24 protein-coding genes are annotated in these 23,537 nt (G+C 72.2%); 8 read left to right on the top strand and 16 right to left on the bottom strand.

Going from position 1 to position 23,537, the window contains the following annotated elements; all coding sequences use genetic code 11:
• Window positions 1-375, bottom strand: coding sequence for a cupin domain-containing protein (locus tag IE275_RS39115; RefSeq protein WP_189717451.1), 375 nt, complete (start codon window positions 373-375; stop codon window positions 1-3).
• Between the two features lie 120 nt (window positions 376-495).
• Between IE275_RS39115 and IE275_RS39110 the strand changes: the two genes are divergently transcribed.
• Window positions 496-939 (top strand): MarR family winged helix-turn-helix transcriptional regulator, encoded by a 444-nt coding sequence (locus tag IE275_RS39110; RefSeq protein WP_189717450.1) that lies wholly within the window; start codon window positions 496-498, stop codon window positions 937-939.
• Window positions 940-1,111: 172 nt separating this feature from the next.
• Entirely contained in the window at window positions 1,112-1,993 is an 882-nt protein-coding gene (locus IE275_RS39105) for an esterase/lipase family protein (protein ID WP_189717449.1), read from the top strand.
• 72 nt (window positions 1,994-2,065) lie between these two features.
• On the opposite strand, the gene IE275_RS39100 is transcribed toward IE275_RS39105, so the two are convergent.
• Complete coding sequence (locus IE275_RS39100; RefSeq protein WP_189717448.1) at window positions 2,066-3,133, bottom strand: lytic polysaccharide monooxygenase; 1,068 nt, start codon at window positions 3,131-3,133, stop codon at window positions 2,066-2,068.
• Between the two features lie 161 nt (window positions 3,134-3,294).
• On the opposite strand from IE275_RS39100, the gene IE275_RS39095 reads away from it, so the two are divergent.
• Window positions 3,295-3,744: a GNAT family N-acetyltransferase gene (locus IE275_RS39095; RefSeq protein ID WP_189717447.1), complete on the top strand. Its 450-nt coding sequence runs from the start codon at window positions 3,295-3,297 to the stop codon at window positions 3,742-3,744.
• 12 nt (window positions 3,745-3,756) lie between these two features.
• Here IE275_RS39095 and IE275_RS46930 read toward each other — a convergent pair whose 3' ends face one another.
• From IE275_RS46930 to IE275_RS39085, 3 genes are all read right to left on the bottom strand, one after another.
• Complete coding sequence (locus IE275_RS46930; RefSeq protein WP_268255335.1) at window positions 3,757-3,891, bottom strand: hypothetical protein; 135 nt, start codon at window positions 3,889-3,891, stop codon at window positions 3,757-3,759.
• Window positions 3,892-4,146: 255 nt separating this feature from the next.
• Window positions 4,147-4,650, bottom strand: coding sequence for a ribonuclease FAU-1 family protein (locus IE275_RS39090; RefSeq protein ID WP_189717446.1), 504 nt, complete (start codon window positions 4,648-4,650; stop codon window positions 4,147-4,149).
• Window positions 4,631-5,560, bottom strand: coding sequence for a GNAT family N-acetyltransferase (locus IE275_RS39085; protein ID WP_189717445.1), 930 nt, complete (start codon window positions 5,558-5,560; stop codon window positions 4,631-4,633). Before IE275_RS39085 ends, IE275_RS39090 begins: the two co-directional genes overlap by 20 nt.
• A gap of 70 nt (window positions 5,561-5,630) precedes the next feature.
• Between IE275_RS39085 and IE275_RS39080 the strand changes: the two genes are divergently transcribed.
• Window positions 5,631-5,999: a GntR family transcriptional regulator gene (locus IE275_RS39080; protein ID WP_189717444.1), complete on the top strand. Its 369-nt coding sequence runs from the start codon at window positions 5,631-5,633 to the stop codon at window positions 5,997-5,999.
• Window positions 6,000-6,014: 15 nt separating this feature from the next.
• Here the strand turns inward: IE275_RS39080 and IE275_RS39075 are convergent, their stop codons facing one another.
• The 6 genes from IE275_RS39075 to IE275_RS39050 form a co-directional block, all read right to left on the bottom strand.
• Window positions 6,015-6,788, bottom strand: a complete 774-nt coding sequence (locus IE275_RS39075; protein ID WP_189717443.1) for a DUF72 domain-containing protein — start codon at window positions 6,786-6,788, stop codon at window positions 6,015-6,017.
• A 15-nt stretch (window positions 6,789-6,803) separates the two neighbouring features.
• A complete protein-coding gene (locus IE275_RS39070; RefSeq protein WP_189717442.1) occupies window positions 6,804-7,898 on the bottom strand; it encodes a DUF5925 domain-containing protein in 1,095 nt (364 codons plus the stop codon).
• A gap of 130 nt (window positions 7,899-8,028) precedes the next feature.
• A complete protein-coding gene (locus IE275_RS39065; protein ID WP_189717441.1) occupies window positions 8,029-8,814 on the bottom strand; it encodes a polysaccharide deacetylase family protein in 786 nt (261 codons plus the stop codon).
• On the bottom strand, window positions 8,811-9,818 hold the full coding sequence (locus tag IE275_RS39060) for a glycosyltransferase family 2 protein (protein ID WP_189717440.1): 1,008 nt from the start codon (window positions 9,816-9,818) through the stop codon (window positions 8,811-8,813). Before IE275_RS39060 ends, IE275_RS39065 begins: the two co-directional genes overlap by 4 nt.
• A complete protein-coding gene (locus IE275_RS39055) occupies window positions 9,815-10,645 on the bottom strand; it encodes a glycosyltransferase family 2 protein (RefSeq protein WP_189717439.1) in 831 nt (276 codons plus the stop codon). The genes IE275_RS39060 and IE275_RS39055 overlap by 4 nt, the downstream gene beginning before the upstream one ends.
• 484 nt (window positions 10,646-11,129) lie before the next feature.
• Window positions 11,130-12,338 carry a S8 family peptidase gene (locus IE275_RS39050; RefSeq protein WP_189717438.1) on the bottom strand — a complete coding sequence of 403 codons (1,209 nt, stop codon included), beginning with the start codon at window positions 12,336-12,338 and terminating at the stop codon, window positions 11,130-11,132.
• 314 nt (window positions 12,339-12,652) lie between these two features.
• Here IE275_RS39050 and IE275_RS39045 point away from each other — a divergent pair, with 314 nt between their 5' ends.
• Window positions 12,653-13,459 carry an SGNH/GDSL hydrolase family protein gene (locus IE275_RS39045; protein ID WP_189717437.1) on the top strand — a complete coding sequence of 269 codons (807 nt, stop codon included), beginning with the start codon at window positions 12,653-12,655 and terminating at the stop codon, window positions 13,457-13,459.
• A 73-nt stretch (window positions 13,460-13,532) separates the two neighbouring features.
• Here IE275_RS39045 and IE275_RS39040 read toward each other — a convergent pair whose 3' ends face one another.
• The 4 genes from IE275_RS39040 to IE275_RS39025 all read right to left on the bottom strand — a co-directional run bounded on the left by IE275_RS39040 (window position 13,533) and on the right by IE275_RS39025 (window position 20,360).
• Window positions 13,533-15,149, bottom strand: coding sequence for a serine/threonine-protein kinase (locus IE275_RS39040; RefSeq protein ID WP_189717436.1), 1,617 nt, complete (start codon window positions 15,147-15,149; stop codon window positions 13,533-13,535).
• A gap of 60 nt (window positions 15,150-15,209) precedes the next feature.
• Window positions 15,210-16,967 carry a sulfite exporter TauE/SafE family protein gene (locus IE275_RS39035; protein ID WP_189717435.1) on the bottom strand — a complete coding sequence of 586 codons (1,758 nt, stop codon included), beginning with the start codon at window positions 16,965-16,967 and terminating at the stop codon, window positions 15,210-15,212.
• Window positions 16,964-18,616, bottom strand: coding sequence for a tetratricopeptide repeat protein (locus IE275_RS39030; RefSeq protein WP_189717434.1), 1,653 nt, complete (start codon window positions 18,614-18,616; stop codon window positions 16,964-16,966). Before IE275_RS39030 ends, IE275_RS39035 begins: the two co-directional genes overlap by 4 nt.
• A 193-nt stretch (window positions 18,617-18,809) precedes the next feature.
• Complete coding sequence (locus IE275_RS39025; protein ID WP_189717433.1) at window positions 18,810-20,360, bottom strand: DUF4331 domain-containing protein; 1,551 nt, start codon at window positions 20,358-20,360, stop codon at window positions 18,810-18,812.
• Between the two features lie 204 nt (window positions 20,361-20,564).
• Here IE275_RS39025 and IE275_RS39020 point away from each other — a divergent pair, with 204 nt between their 5' ends.
• The 3 genes from IE275_RS39020 (at window position 20,565) to IE275_RS39010 (ending at window position 22,324) form a co-directional block, all read left to right on the top strand.
• Window positions 20,565-21,107: a sigma-70 family RNA polymerase sigma factor gene (locus IE275_RS39020; RefSeq protein WP_189717432.1), complete on the top strand. Its 543-nt coding sequence runs from the start codon at window positions 20,565-20,567 to the stop codon at window positions 21,105-21,107.
• Entirely contained in the window at window positions 21,104-21,925 is an 822-nt protein-coding gene (locus IE275_RS39015; protein WP_189717431.1) for an anti-sigma factor, read from the top strand. Before IE275_RS39020 ends, IE275_RS39015 begins: the two co-directional genes overlap by 4 nt.
• A gap of 126 nt (window positions 21,926-22,051) precedes the next feature.
• Window positions 22,052-22,324, top strand: a complete 273-nt coding sequence (locus IE275_RS39010) for a hypothetical protein (protein ID WP_189717430.1) — start codon at window positions 22,052-22,054, stop codon at window positions 22,322-22,324.
• Between the two features lie 9 nt (window positions 22,325-22,333).
• On the opposite strand, the gene IE275_RS39005 is transcribed toward IE275_RS39010, so the two are convergent.
• On the bottom strand, window positions 22,334-23,530 hold the full coding sequence (locus IE275_RS39005) for a CaiB/BaiF CoA transferase family protein (protein WP_189717429.1): 1,197 nt from the start codon (window positions 23,528-23,530) through the stop codon (window positions 22,334-22,336).
• Window positions 23,531-23,537 lie beyond the last annotated feature (7 nt).

The raw sequence follows: 23,537 nt of genomic DNA, 5'->3' as shown, positions 1-23,537 counted from the left end.
TCAGTTCGCCCACGGCGGGGTGATCTCGGTGCCGTCGGCGAGGGTGGCGCGCAGGCCGATGGACGTGGTGACCCAGGAGATCGCGGTGTGGTCGGTGGGGTTCTCGACGGTCAGTGTGGCACCGGGGTTGATGATCAGGGTGTCGCCCGCGGTGACGCGGTCGGTGCGGCCGTCGAGCGTGACGAGCAGTTCGCCAATGAGCAGGTGGAAGATCTCCTCCCGGTCGACGGTGTGGGCGGGGGCCTTCGTCCCGGCGGGGATCTCGCCCCGCCAGGCGCACAGCTCCTTGCTTCCGGTGCGGGGAGTGGCGTACGAGACGAAGCGGGCGCCGTGAATCTCGTGGGTCACGGCGTCGGACGCGTGGATGACGGGCATGGCGGACCTCCGGTGCTGTCCGGTTCATGGATACATATGGTCAAGTAGCTTGACCATATGTATCCAGAGGCAGATGGTCAAGGAGCTTGACCGATTCGTCGAGGGTGTTTCAATGCAGGCGTGCAGAACTCCGAAGCCCTCGCCCTGGCCGCCGCCCTCCTCGCCGCCGCCGGCGAGCTGACGCGGCACATCAATGACGGCGTCGTCGCCCGTGGATTCGACGGGCGGCCCGCCTACGGCTTCGCCTTCACCCGGCTAGCCCCGGACGGTGCGACGGTGACCGAGCTGGCCACCCATCTCGGGGTCACCAAGCAGGCCGCCAGCCAGCTCGTGGACGAGTTGGTGCGCAAGGGGTACGTCGAGCGGCGGGCGCACCCGGCGGATGCGCGGGCCCGGCTGGTCGTGCTCACCGGGCGGGGGTGGGAGTGCACGCGGGCGGCGGAGGAGGCGGCCGCCGAGGCCGTGCGGGCCTGGAGCGATGTGCTCGGGGAAGGTGAAGTGGCCGTGCTGCGCGACCGGTTGGTGCGGATCGCGCCCCACGGTCCGATCAGGCCGACCTGGTGACGCGAGGTCAGGACTGCCCCCGCTTTTGACTATCACTGGAAGTTTTTACTGACGCGTAACTTCACACTTCGGCTACTCGTCCGTAACTTGATGGGTGAACAGCCCCCTCGTGATCCGTATCACAAGGCGTAAGGCCATCGCTCCTCCCCTTGAGCCGCAAGGAGATCACACGATGCTGCCCTGGAAGCGTGTGCTCAGATCATTCGCCACACTGCTGCTGGCCGCCGCCGCGCTCACCGTCCCCGTCACCTCGGCCGCCCACGCCGAGACGGCCGCGTTCGCCGAATCCGCCCCCACCAGCGGCTGGAACGACTTCTCCTGCAAGCCGTCCGCCGCCCATCCCCGCCCCGTGGTCCTCGTCCACGGCACCCTCGCCAACTCCGTCGACAACTGGCTGGTCCTCGCGCCGTACCTGGAGGACCGCGGCTACTGCGTCTTCTCCCTCGACTACGGTCAGCTGCCGGGAGTCCCGTTCTTTCACGCCCTCGGCCCCATCGACAAGTCGGCCGAGCAGCTTTCGGCCTATGTCGACAAGGTGCTCGCCGCGACCGGCGCCACCAAGGCCGACCTCGTCGGCCACTCGCAGGGCGGCATGATGCCCCGCTACTACCTCAAGTTCCTCGGCGGTGCCGCCAAGGTGAACGCCCTCGTCGGCATCGCGCCCAACAGCCACGGCACCACGCTCAGCGGGCTGACCAACCTGCTGCCGTTCTTCCCGGGCGCCGAGGATGTCCTGAACGCCGCCAGTCCCGCCCTCGCCCAGCAGATCGCCGGCTCCGACTTCATGACCAACCTCAATGCCGGCGGTGACACCGTCCCCGGCGTCCGCTACACCGTCATCGCCACCAAGTACGACGAGGTGGTGACGCCGTACCGGACACAGTTCCTGACCGGTGCGAACGTCAAGAACGTCCTCATCCAGGACCTGTGCCCGCTCGACCTGTCCGAGCACGCCCTGATCGGACTGATGGACAAGATCGCCTTCCACGAGGTCGCCAACGCGCTCGATCCGGCCCGCGCCACCCGCACCACCTGCGCGTCCGCACTGAGCTGACGGCAGGGTTCCGCCGGGGCCTGTCCGGCCTGAGCCGCCGGTCAGGCCCCGGAGTCCACCAGGCGCGCGACATCAGCGGCCGTGCCGGCCGCCGTTCGTCGCGCGCCGCCGCACCGACGCGAACAGCAGCGCCGAGCCCAGCGCCAGCACGGCCGCGCCGCCCGTCGCGAGATACGGGGCGCTGCCGTCACCACCGGTCTCGGCGAGGTTCCTGCCAGAGCCGGAGCCCGCGTCCGAGTCCGCGGCGGCCGCCTTCGGGGCGTTGGCCGCCGTCGGCGTGGCCTCGTCCGTGGGGTCGGTCGTCGTCGTGGCGTCGTCGTCCCCGTGGCCGCCGTGCTCGACCGTCGACTTGTCGGCACCGTCCTCGATCTGCTCCTCGGACGGCGCGGACGCCTCCGGAGCGGCACCCGAACCCGAGCCCGAATCCGCACCCGAATCCGCACTCGATCCCGAACCCGATCCCGAACCCGAGCCCGAACCCGAGCCCGAACCCGCGCCCGTGCCGCCGCCGAAGGCGACGTCCGAGCAGGAGTAGAACGCCTCCGGGCTGTCCGAGCGCTGCCAGACCGCGTACAGCAGCTGCCGGCCCGAGCGCTCGGGAAGCGTGCCGGAGAACGTGTAGAAACCGCCCGACGCGACCGGGTCGGTGGCCGTCGCCACCGGGTGCTCCAGATCCAGGTCGGACCAGGCCAGCGGCTGCGCCGGGTCGTAACCGGCCCGCGTGAGGTAGACCTTGAAGGTGCCCTTGTGCGGCGCGGTCACGCGGTACTTGAAGGTGTACGAGCCGGCGCTCACGCTCGTCGCCGGCCAGTCGGCGCGGGCCAGGTCGAGGCCCTTGAACTCCTCGTTGTTCGCGCTGCACAGCTTGCCGTCCGGGATCAGCTGCTGGTGGCGGCCGTTCGCGTCGCCGATCCGGATGCCGTTCCAGTCGTACAGCGCCTGCGTCCCGCCGGCCGTGACCGCCGCCCGGCACGCGTCCGACTTCGGGCTCTCGGGTCCCTCCGCGTAGCACTGCGAGACCCGGCTGACCGGGTCGCCCATCGAGCCGTGCGCGGCCGCCGGCGTGGCGGACAGCGCGGTCAGGGCCAGCGGGGTCAGGCCGAGGGCGGCGACGGCGGCGGCCTTGCGGCGTGCGGGCATGGGGGATCTCCTCGGAACCGGAACCAGGGGCGGAGCGAGCGGCGCCGATGTGCGCCGGAACCAAGAAACCCTGAAAACGGCTGCTGGAGGAGGTCCGAAGCGATCTTTAGGGTGGGCTTAAGGAAGCGCTCAGACTGAGATCAGGTAGGTGACGTGCCGTCATGACGCATGAACAGATCCGGCCCGCCACGGCGGACGACGTACCCGCCGTGAAAGCCGTGACCGACGCCGCCTACCGGCCCTACATCGCGCGCATCGGCCTCGCGCCGCAGCCCATGGAGGCGGACCACGCGGCGAACGTGGCCGCGGGCAAGGTGTTCGTGACCGGCGATCCCGTCATCGGGCTCGTGGTGGTCGAGGAACACCCGGACCATCTGTTCCTCGACAGCATCGCCGTCCACCCCGACGCCCACGGCCGGGGCGTCGGACGGCTGCTGCTGCACTTCGTCGACGCACACGCGCGTGCGCTCGGCCTGGCCGAGGTCAGGCTCTGCACCAACGCGTTGATGTGGGAGAACCAGAAGATCTACCCGAGGTACGGCTACGAGGTCGTGGAGCGCCGTCTGGACGGCCCGTACGACCGGTTCCACTACCGCAAGCGGCTGGACTGACCCGGGCGGCGGTCAGCCGTCCGGCCACCAGGTGCGTGCGATGTCCTTGCGCACCTCGGGGCGACCGGCGGGGCGCTCGTCCGTCTCTTCGCGGACCCGGCGGGCGTCCGACTTCTTCAGGGGCTTCTGCACGGTGGTGCGGCGCATGGCTGCCTCCTTCAGGGGCCACCGAGTTCCGCGCTTTCACGGAGGCAGACCCTTTCGGGGAGAGTTCCTCATCGCCGCCCGTGCTGTCAGTGGCGGCTGTCACGATTCGAGTGTCAGTGGTGGGTGTCACTCTTGGGCACATGAGCGGAAACAGTGACGAAGCGACTGCGGCGGGTGTCGACCGGGACGCGGCGACGGCCGCCTTCGCCGCGATCGGTCGCTCCATAGGACTGTGGGGCCCTGCGTCGGCGTGCCCTACGCCAGCAGGGACTCCAGGCCGCCCGTGACGGTCGCGAGCGCCTCCAGGGTGTCGAGGGCGCTCACCGCGGCGGCCGCGGCGCCGGGGTCGCGCTCCGCCAGCCCGCTGTCCGCGAACTCGTCCTCGTCCAGCCGCAACACCTGGGTGCCGTCGGCGGAGCGCCACAGGTCGAGGTCGAGGTCCTCGACGACCAGCTCGGCACCGGAGCGCGTCGCCGGGCGGGTGATGTCGCAGTACCAGCCCTTCAGCGCGCCCGTCCCGTCCCGGACCTCCTTGACCGAGTACCAGCGGTCCCGCCAGTAGTACTCGGTGAAGACGTCGCCGGGCTCGAACCGCACGAAGCCGAAGTCGCGCACGCCGTCACCCGCCCAGGGGGCGCGTACGGCGATCCGCGTGCCGTCGTCCGACAGCAGCTCGGCGGCGTAGCGGATCTTCGTCCGGCCGCCCTTGACCAGCACGACGTCCACCGGGTTTCCGGGGTCAGCCGAGTTCACGGACATACCGCACCTCCGATGCGCGGATCTCGTAGCCGAACCACTTGTTGATCGCGAGCATCGGCCCGTTGTCCGCGTCGTTGCCCGTGTGCGCCTCCGCGAACCCCGCCGCGCGGGCACGGTGCAGGGAGGCGTTCTTGACGAGCTTCGCCAGGCCCCGGCCACGGAAGGCGCGGGCGGTGCCGGTCATACCGCTCCGGTAGCGGCGGGCGCCGTCGGTGTGGGCCAGGCTGAAGGCGACCGGGCGGCCGTCGGCCACGGCGACCGTGGTCAGCTCCCGGTCCAGCAGGGGGTGGTGCCAGGTCTGCGTGAGCCAGGCCTCGTAGTCGTCGAGCTCGGCGTCGATGTCGCCCGGTTCGTCGGACACGGTCTCCGCGTCCAGCGTGAACAGCGGACGGGGGTCGTCCGCGAAATCGGCGGCCGCACGCACCTCGACGCCGGGCGGCGGAGCCTGGAGCGGCGGCAGCGTGCCGTACGCCAGGTCCAGCACGAGGAAGTGGGCGCAGCGGCTCGCCCGGTAGCCGCGCCGCTCGGCGAAGGCCCGGTTGCCGGGCTCGTCCAGGACCCAGGCGAACAGCTTCCTGGCCCCGTGCGACGCCAGGTGCTCCTCGGCCGTGCGCACCAGCAGCGCCCCCGCGCCCCGGCCGGTGCGGGCCGGGTCGATGTACACGTTGAGGAAGCCCTGGCCGGGCTCCGGACTGTCGTGGGCGAGCCCGATCTGCGCCGTGCCGACGATCTCGCCGTCCTCCTCCGCGACCAGCTTGCGGCTGTGGGCGTCCGGGTGGGCCCGGGACAGCTCGTGGACCACGGACTCCCGGCTGAAGAACATGTAGGGCAGAGCGAGATGACGGACCTGGACGTATCTCTCGATGTCGCTGGTCGCGTCGGGGCGCAGCTCGCGCACGGTGACGGTCATGTGAGCGCACGCTACGGCGAGTGGGGTCCCCGTGCCTCTCATTTTCCGCCGGGTACGGAAGAATCGGCCCGTGACCTTGAAGATCCACATCGATGAGGGCGTCGCGCCGTACGAGCAGGTGCGGGCGCAGATCGCCGAGCAGGCCCGGTCGGGCGTGCTGCCCGTCGGCTACCGGTTGCCGACGGTGCGCGGGCTCGCCGAGTCGCTGGGCCTCGCGGCGAACACCGTCGCCAAGGCGTACCGGGCGCTGGAGACCGACGGCGTGATCGAGACCCGGGGCCGCAACGGCACGTTCGTGGCGGCCGCGGGACCGGCGGCCGAGCGGGAGGCGGCGGGGGCGGCGCAGGCCTATGCCGAGCGGGCGGTGCGGCTGGGGCTCAGCGAGGAGGCGGCGTCGGCCGCGGTACGGGACGCCCTGCGGGCGGCCTACGGGGACTGACCGGGACCGGGTGGGTCAGCGGCGCGACGCCAGCGCCCGCGGCGTCCGGGTCACCGTGCGCCGCGCCCGTTCCGCCGTTCTGCCGAAGAGGGCCGCGTCGCCCACCGCCGCGCCACCGAGGTCGTTGTTGAAGTACGCGAAGACGTCCTCGCCGTCGGCCCAGGTCGTCGCGATGCGGTCGATCCAGGTCTCCAGGGCGTGCTGGCCGTAGCGCGGCCACGGCTGGGCGCGGCCCTCGTGGAAGCGGACGTAGCCCCAGTCGGCGGTCCGCCACAGCGGTGTGGCCGGGTGGGCCCGGACATCGGCCCAGCACAGGGCCGCTCCCCGGGCCTCCAGGACCCGCCGCACCGACGGTGCCGACCAGGACGGATGGCGCGGCTCGACGGCGACCCGGGTGCCGAGCGGGAAGCCGGCCAGGCAGCTGTCCAGCAGCGCGGGGTCGGCGCGCAGGGTCGGGGGGAGCTGGAGGAGGACCGGGCCGAGGTGGGCGCCGAGGCCGGCCGCGTGGGCCATCAGCCGGTGGACCGGCTCCTCCGGGTCGTGCAGCCGCTTGATGTGGGTCAGATAGCGGCTCGCCTTGACGGCGACCACGAAGTCCTTCGGGACCCGCCCGGCCCAGGACGCGAAGGTGTCCCGGGACGGCAGCCCGTAGAAGGCGTTGTTGATCTCGACGGTGGCGAAATGCTCCGCGTACTCCTCCAGCCACCGCCGCACGGGCACGTCGGCCGGGTACAGGACCTCACGCCAGTCCTTGTACTGCCAGCCCGACGTGCCGACGTACAGGGTCATACCTCCATGGAACCACTACAGGTACAGGCCCGCGTCCGACCCGCCCCGCGGCTCCGGCAGCGACGTCGGGGACGTGCCCCGGCGCAGCGCGTACAGCTCCGCGAGCGTCGCGCCCTCACGGCCGACACCTTCCTCGCTGCCGAGCCAGTCGACCGCCTCCCGGCGGGTCAGCGGGCCGACCTCGATCCGGGCGAGGCAGCGGCCGGGGCGGACCACGGCCGGGTGCAGACGCTCCAGGTCCTCGTTGGTGGTGACGCCCACCAGGACGTTGCGGCCCTGGCCGAGCAGGCCGTCGGTGAGGTTCAGCAGCCGGGACAGCGCCTGGCCCGCCGTGTGCTTGGCCTCGCCGCGGATCAGCTCGTCGCAGTCCTCCAGGAGCAGCAGCCGCCAGCGGCCCTTGCCCGTGGAGTCGTCCTCGCCGATCGCGATGTCCATCAGATAGCCGACGTCGGAGAAGAGCCGCTCCGGGTCCAGCACGCAGTCCACCTGGCACCAGTCCCGCCAGGAACGGGCCAGGGTGCGCAGCGCGGACGTCTTGCCGGTGCCGGGCGGGCCGTGCAGCAGGAGCAGCCGCCCGGCGATGTCCTCGGGGGTGGTGCCCATCAGGTGGTCCATCGCCTCGGCCACGGGCGCCGTGTAGTTGGGGCGGACCTCGTCCCACGTGCCCGCGGAGATCTGCCGGGTGGTGCGGTGCGGGCCGCGCCGGGGGGACACGTACCAGAAGCCCATCGTCACGTTCTCCGGCTGGGGTTCGGGCTCGTCCGCCGCGCCGTCCGTCGCCTCGTTCAGCACCTCGGCGGCGAGTTCGGCGGTGGTCGCGGTGACGGTGACGTCGGCGCCGCGGTTCCAGCGGGAGATCAGCAGGGTCCAGCCGTCGCCCTCGGCCAGGGTCGCGCTGCGGTCGTCGTCGCGGGCGACGCGCAGCACGCGGGCGTGCGGCGGCAGCAGGGTCGCGCCGGAGCGCACCCGGTCGATGTTCGCCGCGTGCGAGTACGGCTGCTCGCCCGTCGCGAAGCGGCCGAGGAACAGCGCGTCGACGACATCGGACGGGGAGTCGGAGTCGTCGACGTTGAGCCGGATCGGCAGAGCGTCGTGTGGGAGCGCAGACATGCCGCCATGATCCGGCACGAGGGCCCCGTCTGCACCCGGTTTCCGCAGTGCGCGCCGTGTGTCGGCACTGTCCGGTACGTCCGGCCTGTCGCCGGTGGCCCCGGCGGATGCCGCCGGGGCCACCGCGCGCTCACACCAGCCGCCGGAGCCGCCGTGTCCCGCGCACCACCGCGTACCCCTTCGTCAGCACCCGGTCGCGGGCGAACACGCGGCCGACGGCGTGGCCGTCGAGGAGCCGCTCGAACTCCTCGGCGCCGGTGCCGCGCCGCACGGTCACCCGCCGCAGGGCGTACGGCCCCTGCGCGCGCCGTGCGAGGGAGTTGCCCACGGCCAGCGCCTGGGCGAACCCGTTCGCGCGGACCTCGGTGCGCACCCGGCGGGTGGAGTAGCCGTACGGGTAGGCGAACGACGCGGGCGGGGTGCCCAGTTCGCCGGCGACGATGTCCCGGCAGCGGACCAGTTCCGCGCGCAGCGCCGGGTCGTCGAGCTGGTCGAGCTGGGGATGGGTGTGACTGTGGCCGCCGATCTCCACACCGGCGTCCGCCAGCCGGCGCACCTGCGGCCAGTCCAGCATGGTGTCGAGGCCGCCGCCGGTGTCGTACGTGCCCCGGATCCAGCCGGTGGAGACGAACAGTGTGGCGGGGAAGCCGTGCTTCGCCAGGGCCGGGAGGGCGTGCCGGTGCACGCCCTCGTAGCCGTCGTCGAAGGTGATCAGCACCGGGCGGCCGGGCAGCGGCCGGCCGGCCCGCCAGCGGGCCGCGAGGTCCGCCGTGGTGAGCGGGGTGAGGCCCCGGTCCGCGATCACGTCCATCTGCACGGCGAACGCCTCGGGCGTGACGGACAGGGCCCGGGTGGCCTCGTTCGGGTCGGCGGCGACCGCGTGGTACATGAGGATCGGCACGCGGGCCTGCGTCATGCGGCGTCCTCCCGTTCCCCTTCTCGTACGGCCCCGATCCGGACGACCTCGAACGTCGTGCCCGCCCGCCGGGCCCGCAGGCTGCCGACCACGTACCCGCCGGCCGCCGTCAGCACCCCGGCGACGATCGCGCCCGCCCGCCGGGCCCCGCCGGGGCGGGCCAGCAACTGGTCGCGCAGCCCGCGCACCACACCGGCGGGCAGCACCCGTCCGGCGTAATGGCGTTCGGACTCCAGTCCCTTCTCGGTGCCGACGCTGCGGGCGACGAGGGCCTTGGACAGGCCCTCGGCGTAGGTGCGGGTGCGGAAGTAGCCGAAGTGCTCGCGCGCCTCGGGCACCTTGTGGTGGATCACCGCGCGGTCGTCCATCAGCAGGATGGCGTCGGGTCTCGCGCGGCTGAGCCGGATGCACAGGTCCGTCTCCTCGCCGCCCATCGGACGTTTGCTGCCGTCGCGTCCGATGCCGGTGGCGAAGCCGCCCACGACGTCGAACGCGGTCCGCCGGAAGGAGGCGTTGCCGCCGAGGATGTTGCGGACCCGGACCCGGCCGTGCGGCAGGCCCCGGTACGAGCAGCCCACCACCCAGTCGAACTCCTCCGGGAACCAGTCGGGCCGCCGGCCCGAGGACCACACCGGCACGGCCCGGCCGCCGACGGCCAGCACCCGGGGGTCGGAGTAGGGGTCGGCGAAGCGCCGCAGCCAGTCCCGCTCGGCCACGGCGTCGTCGTCGAGGAAGGCGATGACCTCGCCGCGGGAGGCGGCGATGCCGGTGTTGCGGCCGGCCGACAGACCGCGCGGGCCCGCGTTGGGCAGCACCCGCACCTCGCCGTCCTCCTTGTACTCCTTGCCCAGCCGGTCCAGGAGCGTCGCGTTGTGGTCGACGACGACGAGGGTCTCCAGGGCCGGGTGGGTCTGGGCGCGCACCGAGGCGACCGCCGCGAGGATGTCCTCCCAGCGGTCCTCGGTGTACACGCAGATGACGACGGAGATGCCCAGCGTGCTCAAGACACCTCTCCCCGGACCGAGTCGAGCATCGGCGAACGGCGGCCCTCCCGGCGCAGCGCACGGCGGTTGGACCGCTCCTTGAGGATCACCCGCAGTACGCGCAGCCCGTCGCGGACGGCGCGCAGGTTGCTGACGCCGTGGATGCGCAGGTACTCGTGGCTGGGGATCTCCTGCACCTTCAGCCCGGCCTTGACGACCCGGATGTTCATCAGGGTCTCGACCTCGAAGCCCGTGCAGTCCAGCTCGATCTTGTCCAGGCAGTGCCGCCAGAACGCGTTGTAGCCGTAGCACAGGTCGGTGTAGCGGGCGCCGAACTTGCGGTTGACGATGGCGCACAGCACCCGGTTGCCGAGCCATCGGATGAAGGTCATGTCGTCGGTGCCGCCGCCGTTGGCGAAGCGGGAGCCCTTGGCGAAGTCCGCGCCGGAGACCAGGGCGGAGACGTACGACACGATCTCGTTGCCGTCGGCGGAGCCGTCCGCGTCGACCATCACGATGATGTCGCCGCTGCACGCCTCGAAGCCGGTGATCAGCGCGTCCCCCTTGCCGCGCCCCTGCTGTCCGACCACCTTGACCCCGGGCCACAGTTCCCGGGCCACCTCGACGGTGTTGTCGCTGGAGTTGCCGTCGACCAGGACCACCTCGTGGATCCAGTCCGGCAGGGTCTTGAAGACGTACGGAAGGTTCTCGGCCTCGTTCATCGCGGGGATGACCACGCTCACCGGTGGCGCGATGGCCAGGTGAGAGGAGATGGGCCGGTACTTGCCGACGATCGACGGAGCCTCGAGATCCTGGCCCGATGTCGCCGGTTGAAGAACGGAACTCATGAGTCTGGTCCCTCTCGTCCGGTGGGCCGCCCGCCCCTGGGCGGCCCGGAATCCACGTCCGGTTCGAAAGGGGGGTTGTTTTCCCACCCATGGCGGAACGATCTCCGCGCACATGCCGGGTGAGCTGGCAAAGCTGACCGGCCACCGGCGAACGACGGCGGCCGACCGCGCGGCACGACTCGGTCACCGGTGCGGTCACCGAGCACGGCACCCCCCTACCGCGCTCTCGCGCCGGATGCCGCCGCGGTCCCTGAGCCCTCCCCTGGAGCCGTTACCGACGGTCCGATGCGAGTGAGATGTATGACGGTATTGATGATTAAGCCCGGATGGCAAGACCTTGGAGGGCCTCTCACCTTTTTGTTCGTTTGACCGTTACACAACGGTGCGTCCGATAGGAGACACGTGTGCGAGGGGCGGGCACGGGTGTTCCCCGGAGGCGACGGGCACCTCCGGGGAACGAGGGGTCAGATCAGTACTGCCGGGGTCACGGGACGAGCTTCAGCAGCCGGTTCGGGGAGCCGGTGCCGGGGCTGGTGACCTTGCCGGTGGTCGCGCCGCCGGTGAGGGCCGTGGCGACCTGCGCCGGGGTGGCCGAGGTGTGACCGGCCAGGTAGACCGCGGCCGCGCCCGCGACGTGCGGGGTCGCCATCGACGTACCGGAGATGGTGTTGGTCGCGGTGTCGCTGGTGTACCAGCCGGCCGTGATGGAGGAGCCGGGGGCGAAGATGTCCAGGACCGAGCCGTAGTTGGAGTAGCTCGCCCTGGCGTCGGTGCTGGTGGTGGCGCCGACGGTGATGGCCTCGGTGACGCGGGCCGGGGAGTAGGAGGAGGCGTTGGCGCTGCTGTTGCCGGCCGCGACCGCGTAGGTCACGCCACTGGCGATGGAGTTGCGCACCGCGGTGTCGAGCGTGCTGGAGGCGCCGCCGCCGAGCGAGAGGTTGGCGACCGAGGGGCCGGAGTGGTTGGCGGTCACCCAGTCGATGCCCGCGATCACGCCGGCCGTGGTGCCGGAGCCGCTGTTGTCGAGCACCCGCACCGCCACGATCTTCGCCTTCTTGGCGACGCCGTAGGTGGAGCCCGCGATCGTGGTGGCCACGTGGGTGCCGTGGCCGTTGCCGTCGGAGGCGGTGGTGTCGCCGTCGACGGCGTCGTAGCCGTAGGAGGCGCGGCCGCTGATCTGGGAGTGGGTGATGCGGACACCGGTGTCGATGACGTACGCCGTGACACCGCCGCCGGCGGTGTCCGGGTAGGTGTACGTGGTGGAGAGCGGGAGCGAGGTCTGGTCGATGCGGTCCAGGCCCCAGGGGGCGCTCGACTGCGTGGTGTCGGCCACGCGGACGGTCTGGTTCTGCTCGACGGAGGCGACCGCCGGGTCCGCGGCCAGTCTCGTCGCCTCGGTCGCGGAGAGGGTGGCCGTGTAGCCGTTCAGTGCGGCGCCGAACGTCTTGCGCACCGTGCCGCCGTACTCCTCGATCAGGTCCTTGCCGGTCGCCGAGGAGGCCTTGAAGCCGGCCTGGGACTTCAGGGTCACGATGTAGCTGTTCTTGACGGCGGTGGGGGAGTTCGCCGCGAGGACCCTGCCCTCGGCCGGGGCGGCCTGGGCGGGGAGCGCGGTGAGCCCGCCGACGAGAGCGGCGGCCGCCACGGTGGTGGCGGCGGCTGTGCGGACCTTGGTGCTGCGCAGGTGTGCCATGACGAGGGAGTCCTCCTCTGGGCAGCGCGCCCTGGGTGGGGCGGGCGGCTGTGGGGGGTGCGCGCGTTGTCGCACGCACGGCCTCGGGCGTCGTGTTCCGTCCTCGGCCGGGGTAAAGCCTCGGCCGACCACCGGCGTGGAACAAGGGAGTTGAGAAGCTGTCAACAATCTTGACATGGCCACGCAATGTCGCGATCAGAAAGGGGCGGTGACCGGTCGGGTCGGGGCCGGAAAAGTCTTGGCATGGACACTTCCGGTCGACACGCGTAGTTGCTACGACAGTTGTGGCAGAGATCCTGCTAAAGGGAGGTTCCATGAGACGTTCCCGACTTGTCGTATTCGTCAGCTCGCTCCTCCTGGCCGTCGGCACAGCCCTCACCGGGGCGAGCGCGGCACAGGCGTCCCCCCTCGCCGCGGCCGGCGGGTATGTGGCGCTCGGCGACTCCTACTCCTCCGGAGTCGGCGCCGACAGCTACATCAGCTCCAGCGGCGACTGCAAGCGCAGCACCAAGGCGTACCCGTACCTCTGGAACGCCGCCCACGCCCCCGCCTCGTTCACCTTCGCGGCCTGCTCGGGCGCCCGGACCGGCGACGTCCTGGCGAACCAGCTCGGCGGCCTCAACTCCTCCACCGGCCTCGTCTCGATCACCGTCGGCGGCAACGACGCGGGCTTCGCCGACGTCATGACCACCTGCGTCACCGGCTCCGACAGCACCTGCCTGAACCGCATCAACACCGCCAAGGCGTACGTCGACTCGACACTCCCCGGCAAGCTCGACAGCGTCTACTCGGCGATCCGCGCCAAGGCCCCGAGCGCCCGCGTCGTCGTCATCGGCTACCCCCGCTTCTACAAGCTCGGCACGGTCTGCGTGGGCCTGTCCGAGACCAAGCGCTCCGCCATCAACAACGCGGCCGACTATCTCAACACCGCCCTCGCCAAGCGCGCCGCCGCCCACGGCTACGTGTTCGGCGACGTCCGCACCACCTTCGCCGGCCACGAGATCTGCTCCGGCAGCTCCTGGCTGCACAGCCTCAACTGGCTGAACATCGGCGTGTCCTACCACCCGACCGCGTCCGGCCAGTCGGGCGGATACCTGCCGGTCCTGAACAGCGCGGCCTAGACCCACCGGCTGAGGGCCCGTCCACCGGACGGACCCTCGGTTCTCGGTTTCTCGGTTTCTCGGTTCTGGGTCCTCACTCCGAGGGCGAAGGCGAGGGGGAGGTCCCTCCCGTCGGCGTCGCCGTCTCACAGGTGACCGAGAACGGCACGTACTGAGACGTCACCTTCACCGGATCCCGCACCTCGACACCGATCGCGTTCTGGTACGTCCCGCTCTCGGCGTACGTCGACACGATCACCTTGTCCTGCTTCGACTTCCCGCCCCCCGACGGGAAGTCGAGGGTCTTCCAGGTCTGCCCGGACAGCTCGCCGTCCCTCGACACCCAGCGGTAGGACACCTGCGCGGGCAGCACGTTCACCGTGATCGTCGCCGTGAAGGCGGGCGCGGAGGCGTCCGGCGGCGGACAGGAACCCCGGTAGTCCGTGTTGCTGCCGCTGACGGTCACCGCGACGGTCTGCCGCGGGGCGCTGGTCGAGGCGCTCGGGCTCGGGCTCGCACTCGGCGACGCGGAGGCCGGCTCGCTGCTCTCCTGCTGCGTCGGCGGCGAACTCACCTTCTCCGTACCGCTGTTGGTGACCCCTCCGGTGCCGCCCCCGCCCTTGTCGTCGTCCCGGTTCAGCAGCCCGTACGTCAGCCCGGCCACCGCCAGCGCCAGCACGGCCACCCCGGCGACGAGCGCGACGCCGGCCCGGCGGTTGCGCTCCGGCTCCGGTGCCGTGGTGGTGCCCGTCCACGGCGGGCCCGGCACCGGGGGCACCGGCGTGGCCGCCGTCGTGTCCCGGCGGACCGGCCCCGAGGCACTCGCGAGCGTCCCCGGATCCGGCGCGTACGGCACCGAACGGGCCGTCTGCGCGCGCGGGCTGCCGCCCGCGGCCACCAGCCGCAGATCCTGCTCCGCCCGGGCGGCCGGCAGCCGCTCGGCCGGGTCCTTGCGCAGCAGACCCTCGATCACCGGCGCCAGCGGCCCCGCCCGGTGCGGCGGCGGCAGCTCCTCGTCGACGATCGCCCGCAGTGTGCTCAGCGGGGTGTCGTGCCGGAAGGGCGAGTTGCCCTCGACCGCCGCGTACAGCAGCACGCCCAGCGACCAGAGGTCCGACTCGGGCCCCGGCGTGCGCCCCAGCGCGCGCTCCGGCGCGAGGAACTCCGGGGAGCCGATCACCTCGCCGGTCATGGTCAGCGCGGAGGTGCCCTCGACGGTGGCGATGCCGAAGTCGGTCAGCACCACCCGGCCGTCGTTCGACATCAGCACGTTGGCCGGCTTCACGTCCCGGTGCAGCACCCCGGCTTCGTGCGCCGCCCGCAGCGCGGAGAGCACCTCGGCGCCGATGTGCGCGGCACGGGCGGGTTCCAGCGGACCCTCGGCGTCCAGCAGGTCGGCGAGGGAGACCCCGCGCACCAGCTCCATGACGATCCAGGGGCGCCCGTCCTCCATGGCCACGTCGTACACCGTGACGACGTTCCGGTTGGCGACCCGGGCCGCGGCCCACGCCTCGCGCTCCAGCCGGGCGTACATCCGCTCGATGTCGGAGGCGGCCAGCCCGGCCGGCGCGCGCACCTCCTTGACGGCCACCTCACGGTGCAGCACCTCGTCCCGCGCTCGCCACACCGTGCCCATGCCGCCCTCGCCGAGCGGGGTCATGAGCCGGTAGCGGCCCGCGATCAGCCGCTCACCGCCCGGTTCTTCGGACACCGCGTCCCCCATTCGCACATCGCATCCGGGCGAAATCCTCCGCAACCCCACAAACGTAGCTCAGCCGAGTACAGATGCGGCCCCCTTGAACACCAGTCCGACCCCGAGGGCCACGACGAGCAGCGCGGACCAGACCGGCAGGTTGCGGCGGACCAGCGTCACCACGGGGTGGGCGGTCCAGCGCGGCTGCCGGTCCAGCAGGCGGGTCGCGCCCGACCCCAGCCTGACGACCGCGAAGCCGGCGGCCGTGAGGGTCAGCGCGAGTCCGACGCCGTACGCGACGACGAGCAGCAGCCCGAACCAGGCGTGCCCGAGCGCGGCCGCGCCGACCAGCACGACCACGGCCGAGGGGCTGGGCACCATGCCGCCGGCGAAGCCGAGAAGGATCGTGCCGCGGAGGGTGGGGGCGGTGGCGTGGGTGTGGGTGCGACCGCCGTGGGTGTGCTCGTGACCGTGGTCGTGGTCGTGGTCGTGGGCGTGTTCGTGCGTATGTCCGTGCTCGTGCGTGTGTCCGTGGTCGTGGTCGTGTCCGTGGGTGGGCGCGGGCGCCTTCACGACGGCGGGGGCGTGCGGTCCGCTCTGCGCGCCGGCCAGCACGAGCCGACGCGCGGGAGCGGTCTCGTGGTCGTGGTCGTGCCCGTGGCCGGACCCGTGATCGTGGCCGCCGTCGTGGCCGTGCCCGTGACCGTGGGGGTGGTCGCCGTCGGAGCCGTGCCCGTGGGTGTGACCGCCGGGGCCATGGGTGTGCGTGTGGCCGCCGTGGCTGTGGGTGTGACCCTGTCCCCGGCCGTGCCACGCCCGGCGTACGAGGGTGACGCCCGCGCAGAGCACCAGGGCGCCGCTGGCCACGCCGAGCCAGGCGATCACCGACGGGGCCGCGGCCGAACCGGCGGTCACCAGCAGGCCGAGGGCGACCACGCCCAGGGTGTGGGTGACGGTGACCGACGCGGCCAGCGGCAGGACGTCCTTCATCCGGGCCCTGCCGCCCCGGGCGGCGGCCGTCGCGGCCATCAGGGTCTTGCCGTGGCCGGGCGCGACGGCGTGCATCGCGCCGAGGCCGACGGCGATCACCAGCGCGAGGGCGGCGAAACCGAGGGTGAGGTCCTGCCGGGCGACCAGGCTGTCCAGGGCGCGTGTCCACCGGTCGGCGCCGCGCGGCAGCACGGACGCGGCGGGCGCGTCCCGCCCGTCGTCCTCGACGAGGGCCGGACCACCGGGCCGCACCCGCAGCGACGCGCTCGCGGTGTCGGCCGGCGAGGAGAGCAACTCCTTGGGGTACGTGGACAGTTCGTCGGAGACCGAGGTCTTCGGCACGTCGGAGGCGGCGAGCGTCGTCCGGTCGCCGCGCGCGGTGATCTCCCGCCAGCCGGGCCCGGAGGAGGCGCCCGCGCTGTGGAAGGTGACGGAGACCGTGTCGTCGGCGGGCAGCGGGGCCGTCAGCCGGCACTCCACCCGCAGCGTGTCGAGCCCGGCCTGACCGGGTCGTACGACCGCCTCGGCGGTGCCCGCGGTGAGCGGGACGGCGCGGCCGTCGACCGTGACCTCGCTGCCCGACGCGGCCGTGGCGCACCGCCGGCGGGCCCACTCGTCCATGCCGAGGCGCTCGATGTCCGGCTTGGCCTGGGTCGCCGGGATCTCGGCGAGGTCCTCGACATGGTCGACCCGGAGCTGTCCGGGGGAGGCGACGAGACCGTCGTAGCGGTTGACCGTGAAGTTGCCGAGAGGGTGCGCGCTCGCGCTGGTGGAAGGGATCAGCGCGAGCGCGCAGCCGGCCGTGAGCACGGCCCCGCAGGAGGCGAACAGACGACGGGGATTCACTTGTCCGCCTCCAGCGTCTTCAGTGCCGTACGGGCCTCACGGGCGCCCAGCGGGGAGAAGCCGGGGTTCAGCTTCAGGGCCGCCGAGAGGTGGGTACGGGCGTCCCGGGCATGACCGGTGGCCCGCTCGATCACACCGCGGTGGTAGAGGAAGGACGCGTTGCGGTAGCCGGTCTCCGTGGCCTTGCGGGCGTAGGAAAGGGCTTCGGCGTCCTTGCCGTCGACGTGCAGGGCCCAGGCGAGGGCGTCCGCCGTGTGCACCGTCTGCCGGCGGTCCCACTCGGCGCGGGCCGCGCGCAGCGCCGCCGCCCGGTCGCCGTGGTCGGCGGCCGCCAGCGCGGTGTCGAGGTCGGCGTTGACGCCGTTGGCGCGGGCGAGGGCGGTCCAGGCGTCGACGAGGACGTACTGGTCCTCGGCCTTCGCCGCGTCGCCCTCGGCGCCGCGCGCCTCGTACAGCTCGCCGAGTTCCACGAGCGGTCCGGGGAGCGGGAAGCGGGCGACGACGTTCTCCAGGCCCTCGATCGCCTCCGCCCGCCGGCCGCTCGCCGCCTGGGCGCGGGCCCTGCCCTCCAGCGCCGGAAGGTAGTTCTCGTCGGCGGCGAGGGCGCGGGCGTAGTGGGTGAGCGCGTCCTCGTAGTCGCCCTGGCTCCAGGCCAGTTGGCCGAGCTGGGCGGCGACGTAGGCGATGTCGCCGGGGGAGGTGGACGAGCTGAGCGCCTGGTCGAGGACGCGGCGGGCGGTCGTGACGTCGCCGCGCAGTTCGTGGACGTAGGCGTACCGGGTGAACACCGGGACGCCCGGCCGCCGCTCGTCGGCGGTGTCGGCCGCGCGCTCGGCGTCCTCGTAGCGGCCGAGTTCGACGAGGGCGTCGATCCGGGAGCACAGGGCGCGCTCGCTGTAGGGGTTCTGCTTCAGCGCCAGGTCGGCGTACTTCAGCGCGTTCGGGAAGTCGTGGCGGGCGGCGGCCAGGGCGGCCCGGCCCGCGAGCGCCTGGTCGTTGTCGGGGCGCAGGGTGAGGGAGCGCTTCAGGGCCTGCTCGGCCTGCGGGTACCGGGAGGGGTCGCCGTTGGTGCGGGCCTGCTCGACGTAGGCGAGTCCGAGGGTGGCCCAGCCGCCGAAGTCCCTCGGCTGGGCGCGCAGATGGGCCTGGAGCGAGGCGATGCCCTGGTCGAGGTCGGCGCTCGCGAGCAGTCCGGGGGAGACCGCGGCCGCCGCCACCACGGGTGTGTCCCGGCCGTCGTGGGCGGCCCCGAGGGCGATCGCGCCGGCCGTGAGGGCCACGGCCAGCATCGCCGCGCAGGCCCCGAGCTGGAGTCCGCGCCAGCGTCGTCCGGCGGCGGCGACCCGGCGTACGGCGGCGACCCGTTCGTCGGTCTCGGACGCTTCCAGCGTCTCGGTGGCCTCGGCGTCCTGTACGGCGAAGGCGTCCTCGGAATCGGATTCCGAGACGGCTTCGGCGTCGGGTTCCGAACCGGCCTCCTCGTCGGCTTCCGGGAGGGTTTCCGTGTCGGTGAGGTGCTCCGTCGAGGGCGTGTCCTCGGACTCCGGACCGGAGCCCGGAACGGAGCCCAGGCTGGACTCCGGACCGGACTCCGGACCGGACACCGGTCGCTCGCGCTCCGGCTCGCCGTCGTTCCTACGCGCGGACATGCCTCTCCTCGGTCGCCTGGGGTGGATCAGCCTGCGGGTGGGGTGGCGCGGCCCGCGCCGTGGGGGATGAGTACGCGGGCCGCGCCAGTCGTGGGGCGGGCCGGGGAGTGCAGGATTCTCCCCGGCCCGCCCGGACGCGGGGCCGGCCGGAGTGCTCGGGGGCACTCCGGTCCGGCCCGGTCCGGATCAGGGCCTAGTAGCCCCGGTAGGCCCGGCCTCCGCTGCCGCGGGTGGCCCGGCGCCACCACATGAGGCCGCCGCCGATGAGGAGGATGCCGGCCGCGCCGGCGCCCGCGGACGCGGCGATCAGCGTGGTGTTGCTCTCGGTGGAGGACGCCGGCTGGAGGGCGTCACCGAGCGCGCTGCGGACGTCGGTGCCGCCGCTGACACCCTTGGCGAGCGGGCCGCGCGAGCCCTCGGTCGGCAGGGCGACGTACGGGAAGGACTTCTCGAAGTTCTTGTCGTTCTTGTCGACCGCGTCACCCAGGTCGTTCTTGGAACCGACCAGCTCACCCTCGACGACCTGGAGCGAGGCGTCGATCACGTCGTCGGTCAGACGGCGGCCGTTGGGGAAGCCCGCGTTGTCGCCGTCGAGCACGCCCAGTCGCTTGGGGCTGGCGGTCGGCTTGATCGAGGTGTTGAGGCGCAGCTGCTCCGACGGCTTCACGTAGGGCGGCTGGTTGAGACCCTTCACGCCCTTGAGGAACACGTCGACCAGGTCGTTGCGGGGCTCCGCCGGGGCCTTGATCTTGTAGATCGCCTCGATGAGCTTCGGCAGCTCGGGGTTGGTGACGTTCTTCAGGAACTGGGCGTCGTCCCAGGGCGCGGACGCGTTGAACTTGTCCTTGTCCTTGATCGGGTTGACGACCTCGTTGACCAGCGGCATGCCCAGACGCGAGACCTGCGAGTAATAGCCCTGCGCGTTGCGGCGCTGCGTGGTCGACCAGATGCCGACGATCGGCTGGTGCTCCGACTCGGTGATCATGTCGGTCGGCACCTGGAGGGCGATCGAGTTGACGTTGTAGCCCTTGAGGGTGTCGTTGCCGACCTCGGAGAGGTTGCCGCCGTAGAGCAGGTCGAAGACGCGCAGGTCCAGGAAGAACGGGTCGTCGGCCTGGCCGGCGAAGGTCTTCGCGCCGCCCGGCAGCTTGTAGATCGCCTGGTCGCGCAGCTTGGAGTAGTTCGGCATGGACGCCTTGCCCACGTTCGACGGCGCCACCGGCACGTCGTCCGCCAGCTTCGTCTTGTGCACGACCTTCTGGTTCTTGAGCTTGACCAGCTCCAGGTCGTAGGTCTGGGTGACGTTGAGGTCCTTGTCGTCCAGGCTCTCGACCGCGCCCGTGTTGTAGAGGAACGTCTTCTTGTTCTTCACGTGCGTCTTGAAGGTGTAGCGGAAGAGCAGCTCGCCCTGCGCGTCACCGTTGTTGTCGATGTGGATGTCGTACTGGGCGTCCTCGGCGAACGGGAAGAAGTTCGGGCCGCCGGCCGGCTCCTCGAACGGGATCCAGTTCGCCACGATCGTCGTCGTGTCCGGGTGGTCCGGGCTGACGAACGCGTAGAGGTCCGTGTTGTCGTACTGCGGGGTCCCCGAGATGAGGGGGGCCTCCCGGTGGCTGGATGCGTGTGCCGCACCCGGTGCCAGTGTGGCCACACCGGCGGCCACGAGCCCCCCGGCGGCCAGCGCACCGCATATGAGAGTGGCGACGCTCCTGCGTCCCGCGCCGCTGCTGGAGATAGCTGTCATGCCGTCCGTCCTCCGTGCCAACTTGCCTGACGGACAGTGATACGCAGCGGACGGCCGATCGGATTGGTCGAAATCCAAAAAGTTTTTCTCGCTGCTCGACCCGCGTTTTCGGTCTTTTGATCCGTATCCCATCCGGAGGTGTGTCCGTTGCGAATGCCTGGTGTGACGGGTCGGCCCGGGTGCGGCCGCGGAGAGGGGGACCGGATGGAGGCGGACGAGCTTCTGGTGCTCGTCGCGGGAGGCGACCAGAAGGCGTTCGAGCAGCTGTACGGACTGGTGTCCGGACCGGTGTTCGGACTGGTGCGCCGCGTCGTGCGCGATCCCGCGCAGTCGGAGGAGGTCACCCAGGAGGTGCTCCTGGAGGCCTGGCGCTCCGCCGCCCGATTCGACCCCGGCCGTGGCAGCGCCCTGTCCTGGATCCTCACCCTCGCCCACCGGCGCGCGGTCGACCGGGTGCGCAGCGCCCGGGCCGCCGTCGACCGGGAGCAGCGCGAGGGCCGGCGCTACCACGACCCCGCCTTCGACCAGGTCTCGGAGGAGGTCGAGGCGGGCCTGGAACGGGAGCTGGTACGCCGCTGCCTGAACCGGCTGACGGCGCTTCAGCGCCAGTCGGTCACCCTCGCCTACTACGACGGTTACACGTACCGTGAGGTCGCCGAGCGGCTGTCGTTGCCGCTCGGCACGGTCAAGACGCGCATGCGGGACGGGCTCACACGGCTGCGCCACTGCCTGGGAGGTGCCGCATGAGCGTCCTCGGTCCGCTGTTCCGCAGGGAGGACCGGCACTCGCTCGCCGCCCCCTACGCGCTCGACGCCCTGGAACCCGACGAGCGCCGCCGCTTCGAGAAGCACCTCCAGAAGTGCGGCCGGTGCACCGTCGAGGTGCGCGCGCTGTCCGAGGACGCCGTCCGGCTGGCCTGGTCGCAGGCCGCGCCGCCGCCGGCCGCGATGCGTGAACGGGTCCTGGCCGCCGTCCAGCGGACTCCGCAGGAGCTGGGGCGTGCGCCGGTGCGGGAGCGTGCGCCCCAACTGCCTCCACATGTCTGGGGCACGGAACCGCCGCCGGGACGCTCCCGTGCGCCCCGCGCGCGCCGCCCGCTGTTCGTGCCGTTCGCCACGGCCACGGCCGCCGCGGCCCTCGTGGTCGCCGGGCTCTTCGCCGTCCAGGCGAACCGCACCCAGGACCAACTGGACGCCCAGCGCACCCAGGCACGTGAGATCGCCCACGTTCTCGCAGCTCCGGACGTTCGCGCGACCACCGGCACCGACGAGCGGGGCCGCAGTATCGGAGTGATCGCTTCCGCCTCTGAGAAGGAGGCGGTCATCACGTTGACCGGATACGCGGACCTCCCCACCGGACGGGTGCACCAGCTGTGGCTCATGCGCCCCAACGTGCAACCGCGCTCCCTCGGGCTCTTCGAGGGTGACACGCCCTTGGTCGCGACCGGTCTCGACAGGACGGCGACGTCACTCGCTGTGACCGTGGAGCCCGACGGAGGGTCAGCTCAGCCCACCAGCCAGCCGGTTGTCCAACTCACCCTGAAATCGGTTGGATTCGGAGAGTGATCGAGGAGGGGTCGTCAACCCCCTTACGGGGAAGGTGATTCCTGTGAGCTCGATACACGCGTGCCCGGACGGGGCGATAGGGTTACCCTGCCCGGGCCGGGTGGTTTCGTACGGGTGGGGAGTGACATGGAACAGATAACGATGCGCAGCAGGGCGAGGGTCCCTGCGATCACCTGCGGGAGCAGCGCGACCAGTACGCGCCTCGACCGCCATCTCGCGGTGCTGGGCGGTCCCGCCATACCGCAGCGGGAGACGCTCGAGGCGACCACGCTCATGCGGGAGCTGACCGCGCGTGAGCCCCATGAGCGCAGCCCTCAGGGTGCGCGGGTGAGCCGGGTCTCGCTCTTCGCGCCGCTGCGTCGACTGCGCCGCTCGCTGTTCGGCGGACACCGGCACTGATCCCCGCGCTCAGGCGGCCACACCGTCCCGGCGCAGCGCTGCGATCTCCTCGTCCGTCATCCCCGCGGCACGCAGCAGCGCTCCGGTGTGCTCCCCGAGCGCGGGAACGTCCCCCATCCGCGCCTCCGACCCACCCGGCAGTGTGATCGGAGGCAGCAGCGCACGCAGCGGCCCGACCGGCGAACCCACTTCCCGCCACCGCTCACGGGCCGCCAGCTGCGGATGGTCCCCCAGTTCGCGCAGATCCCGCAGGCGCGCGCACGCGATGCCCGCGCGCTCCAGCCGGGCCAGCGCCTCGTCGGTGCCGAGCGCGCCCAGCGTCTTCGCCACCAGCGCGTCGGTGCGCTCCCGGTGCGTCACGCGTGCCGCGTTCGTCGCGTACGCCGGATCCGTCCCCAGGTCGGGCCGGTCCATGACCTGTTCGGCCAGCCGCCGCCATTCGCGGTCGTTCTGCACCGACAGCAGCACCCGGCCGCCGTCGGCGGTGGGGTAGGCGTCGTAGGGCGCGATCACGGCGTGCGCCAGACCGGTGCGCTCCGGGGGAGTGCCCCCGTGGATCGTGTGGTGCAGCGGATGCCCCATCCACTCCGCGAGCGCCTCCAGCATCGACACCTCCACCGGCCCGCCGCGCCCGGTCGTGCCCCGCCGCACCAGCGCCGCCAGCACCCCGGAGAAGGCGTACATGGCGGCCGCGATGTCCGCCGCCGGGATCCCCGCCTTCACCGGCTGCCCGGCCGTCCCGGTCACCGACACCAGCCCCGCCTCGCACTGCACGAGCATGTCGTACGCACGCTTGTCCGCGTACGGGCCACCGGAGCCGTACCCCGAGATGTCCACGGCGACCAGCCGCGGGTGCGCCGCGCACAGGGTGGCCGCGTCCAGGCCGAGCCGGGCCGCCGCCCCCTGCGCCAGGTTCTGCACGAACACGTCCGCGTCCGCCACCAGCCGCCGTACGACGGCCAGGCCGCGCGGGTCCTTCAGGTCCAGGGCGATGGACTCCTTGCCGCGGTTGCACCACACGAAGTGGGAGGCGAGGCCGCCCGCGGCGGTGTCGTAGCCGCGGGCGAAGTCGCCGCCGTCGATCCGCTCCACCTTGATCACCCGGGCGCCCAGATCGGCGAGCTGCCGGGTGGCGAACGGGGCCGCGACGGCCTGCTCGACGGCGACGACGGTGAGGCCCTCCAGGGGCAGCGGGAGTCCATCCATGGAGGGA

The organism is Streptomyces phaeofaciens, from assembly GCF_014648915.1.
In the GTDB taxonomy this organism is placed as follows: domain Bacteria; phylum Actinomycetota; class Actinomycetes; order Streptomycetales; family Streptomycetaceae; genus Streptomyces; species Streptomyces phaeofaciens.
This window is presented reverse-complemented; position numbering and strand designations above follow the sequence as displayed.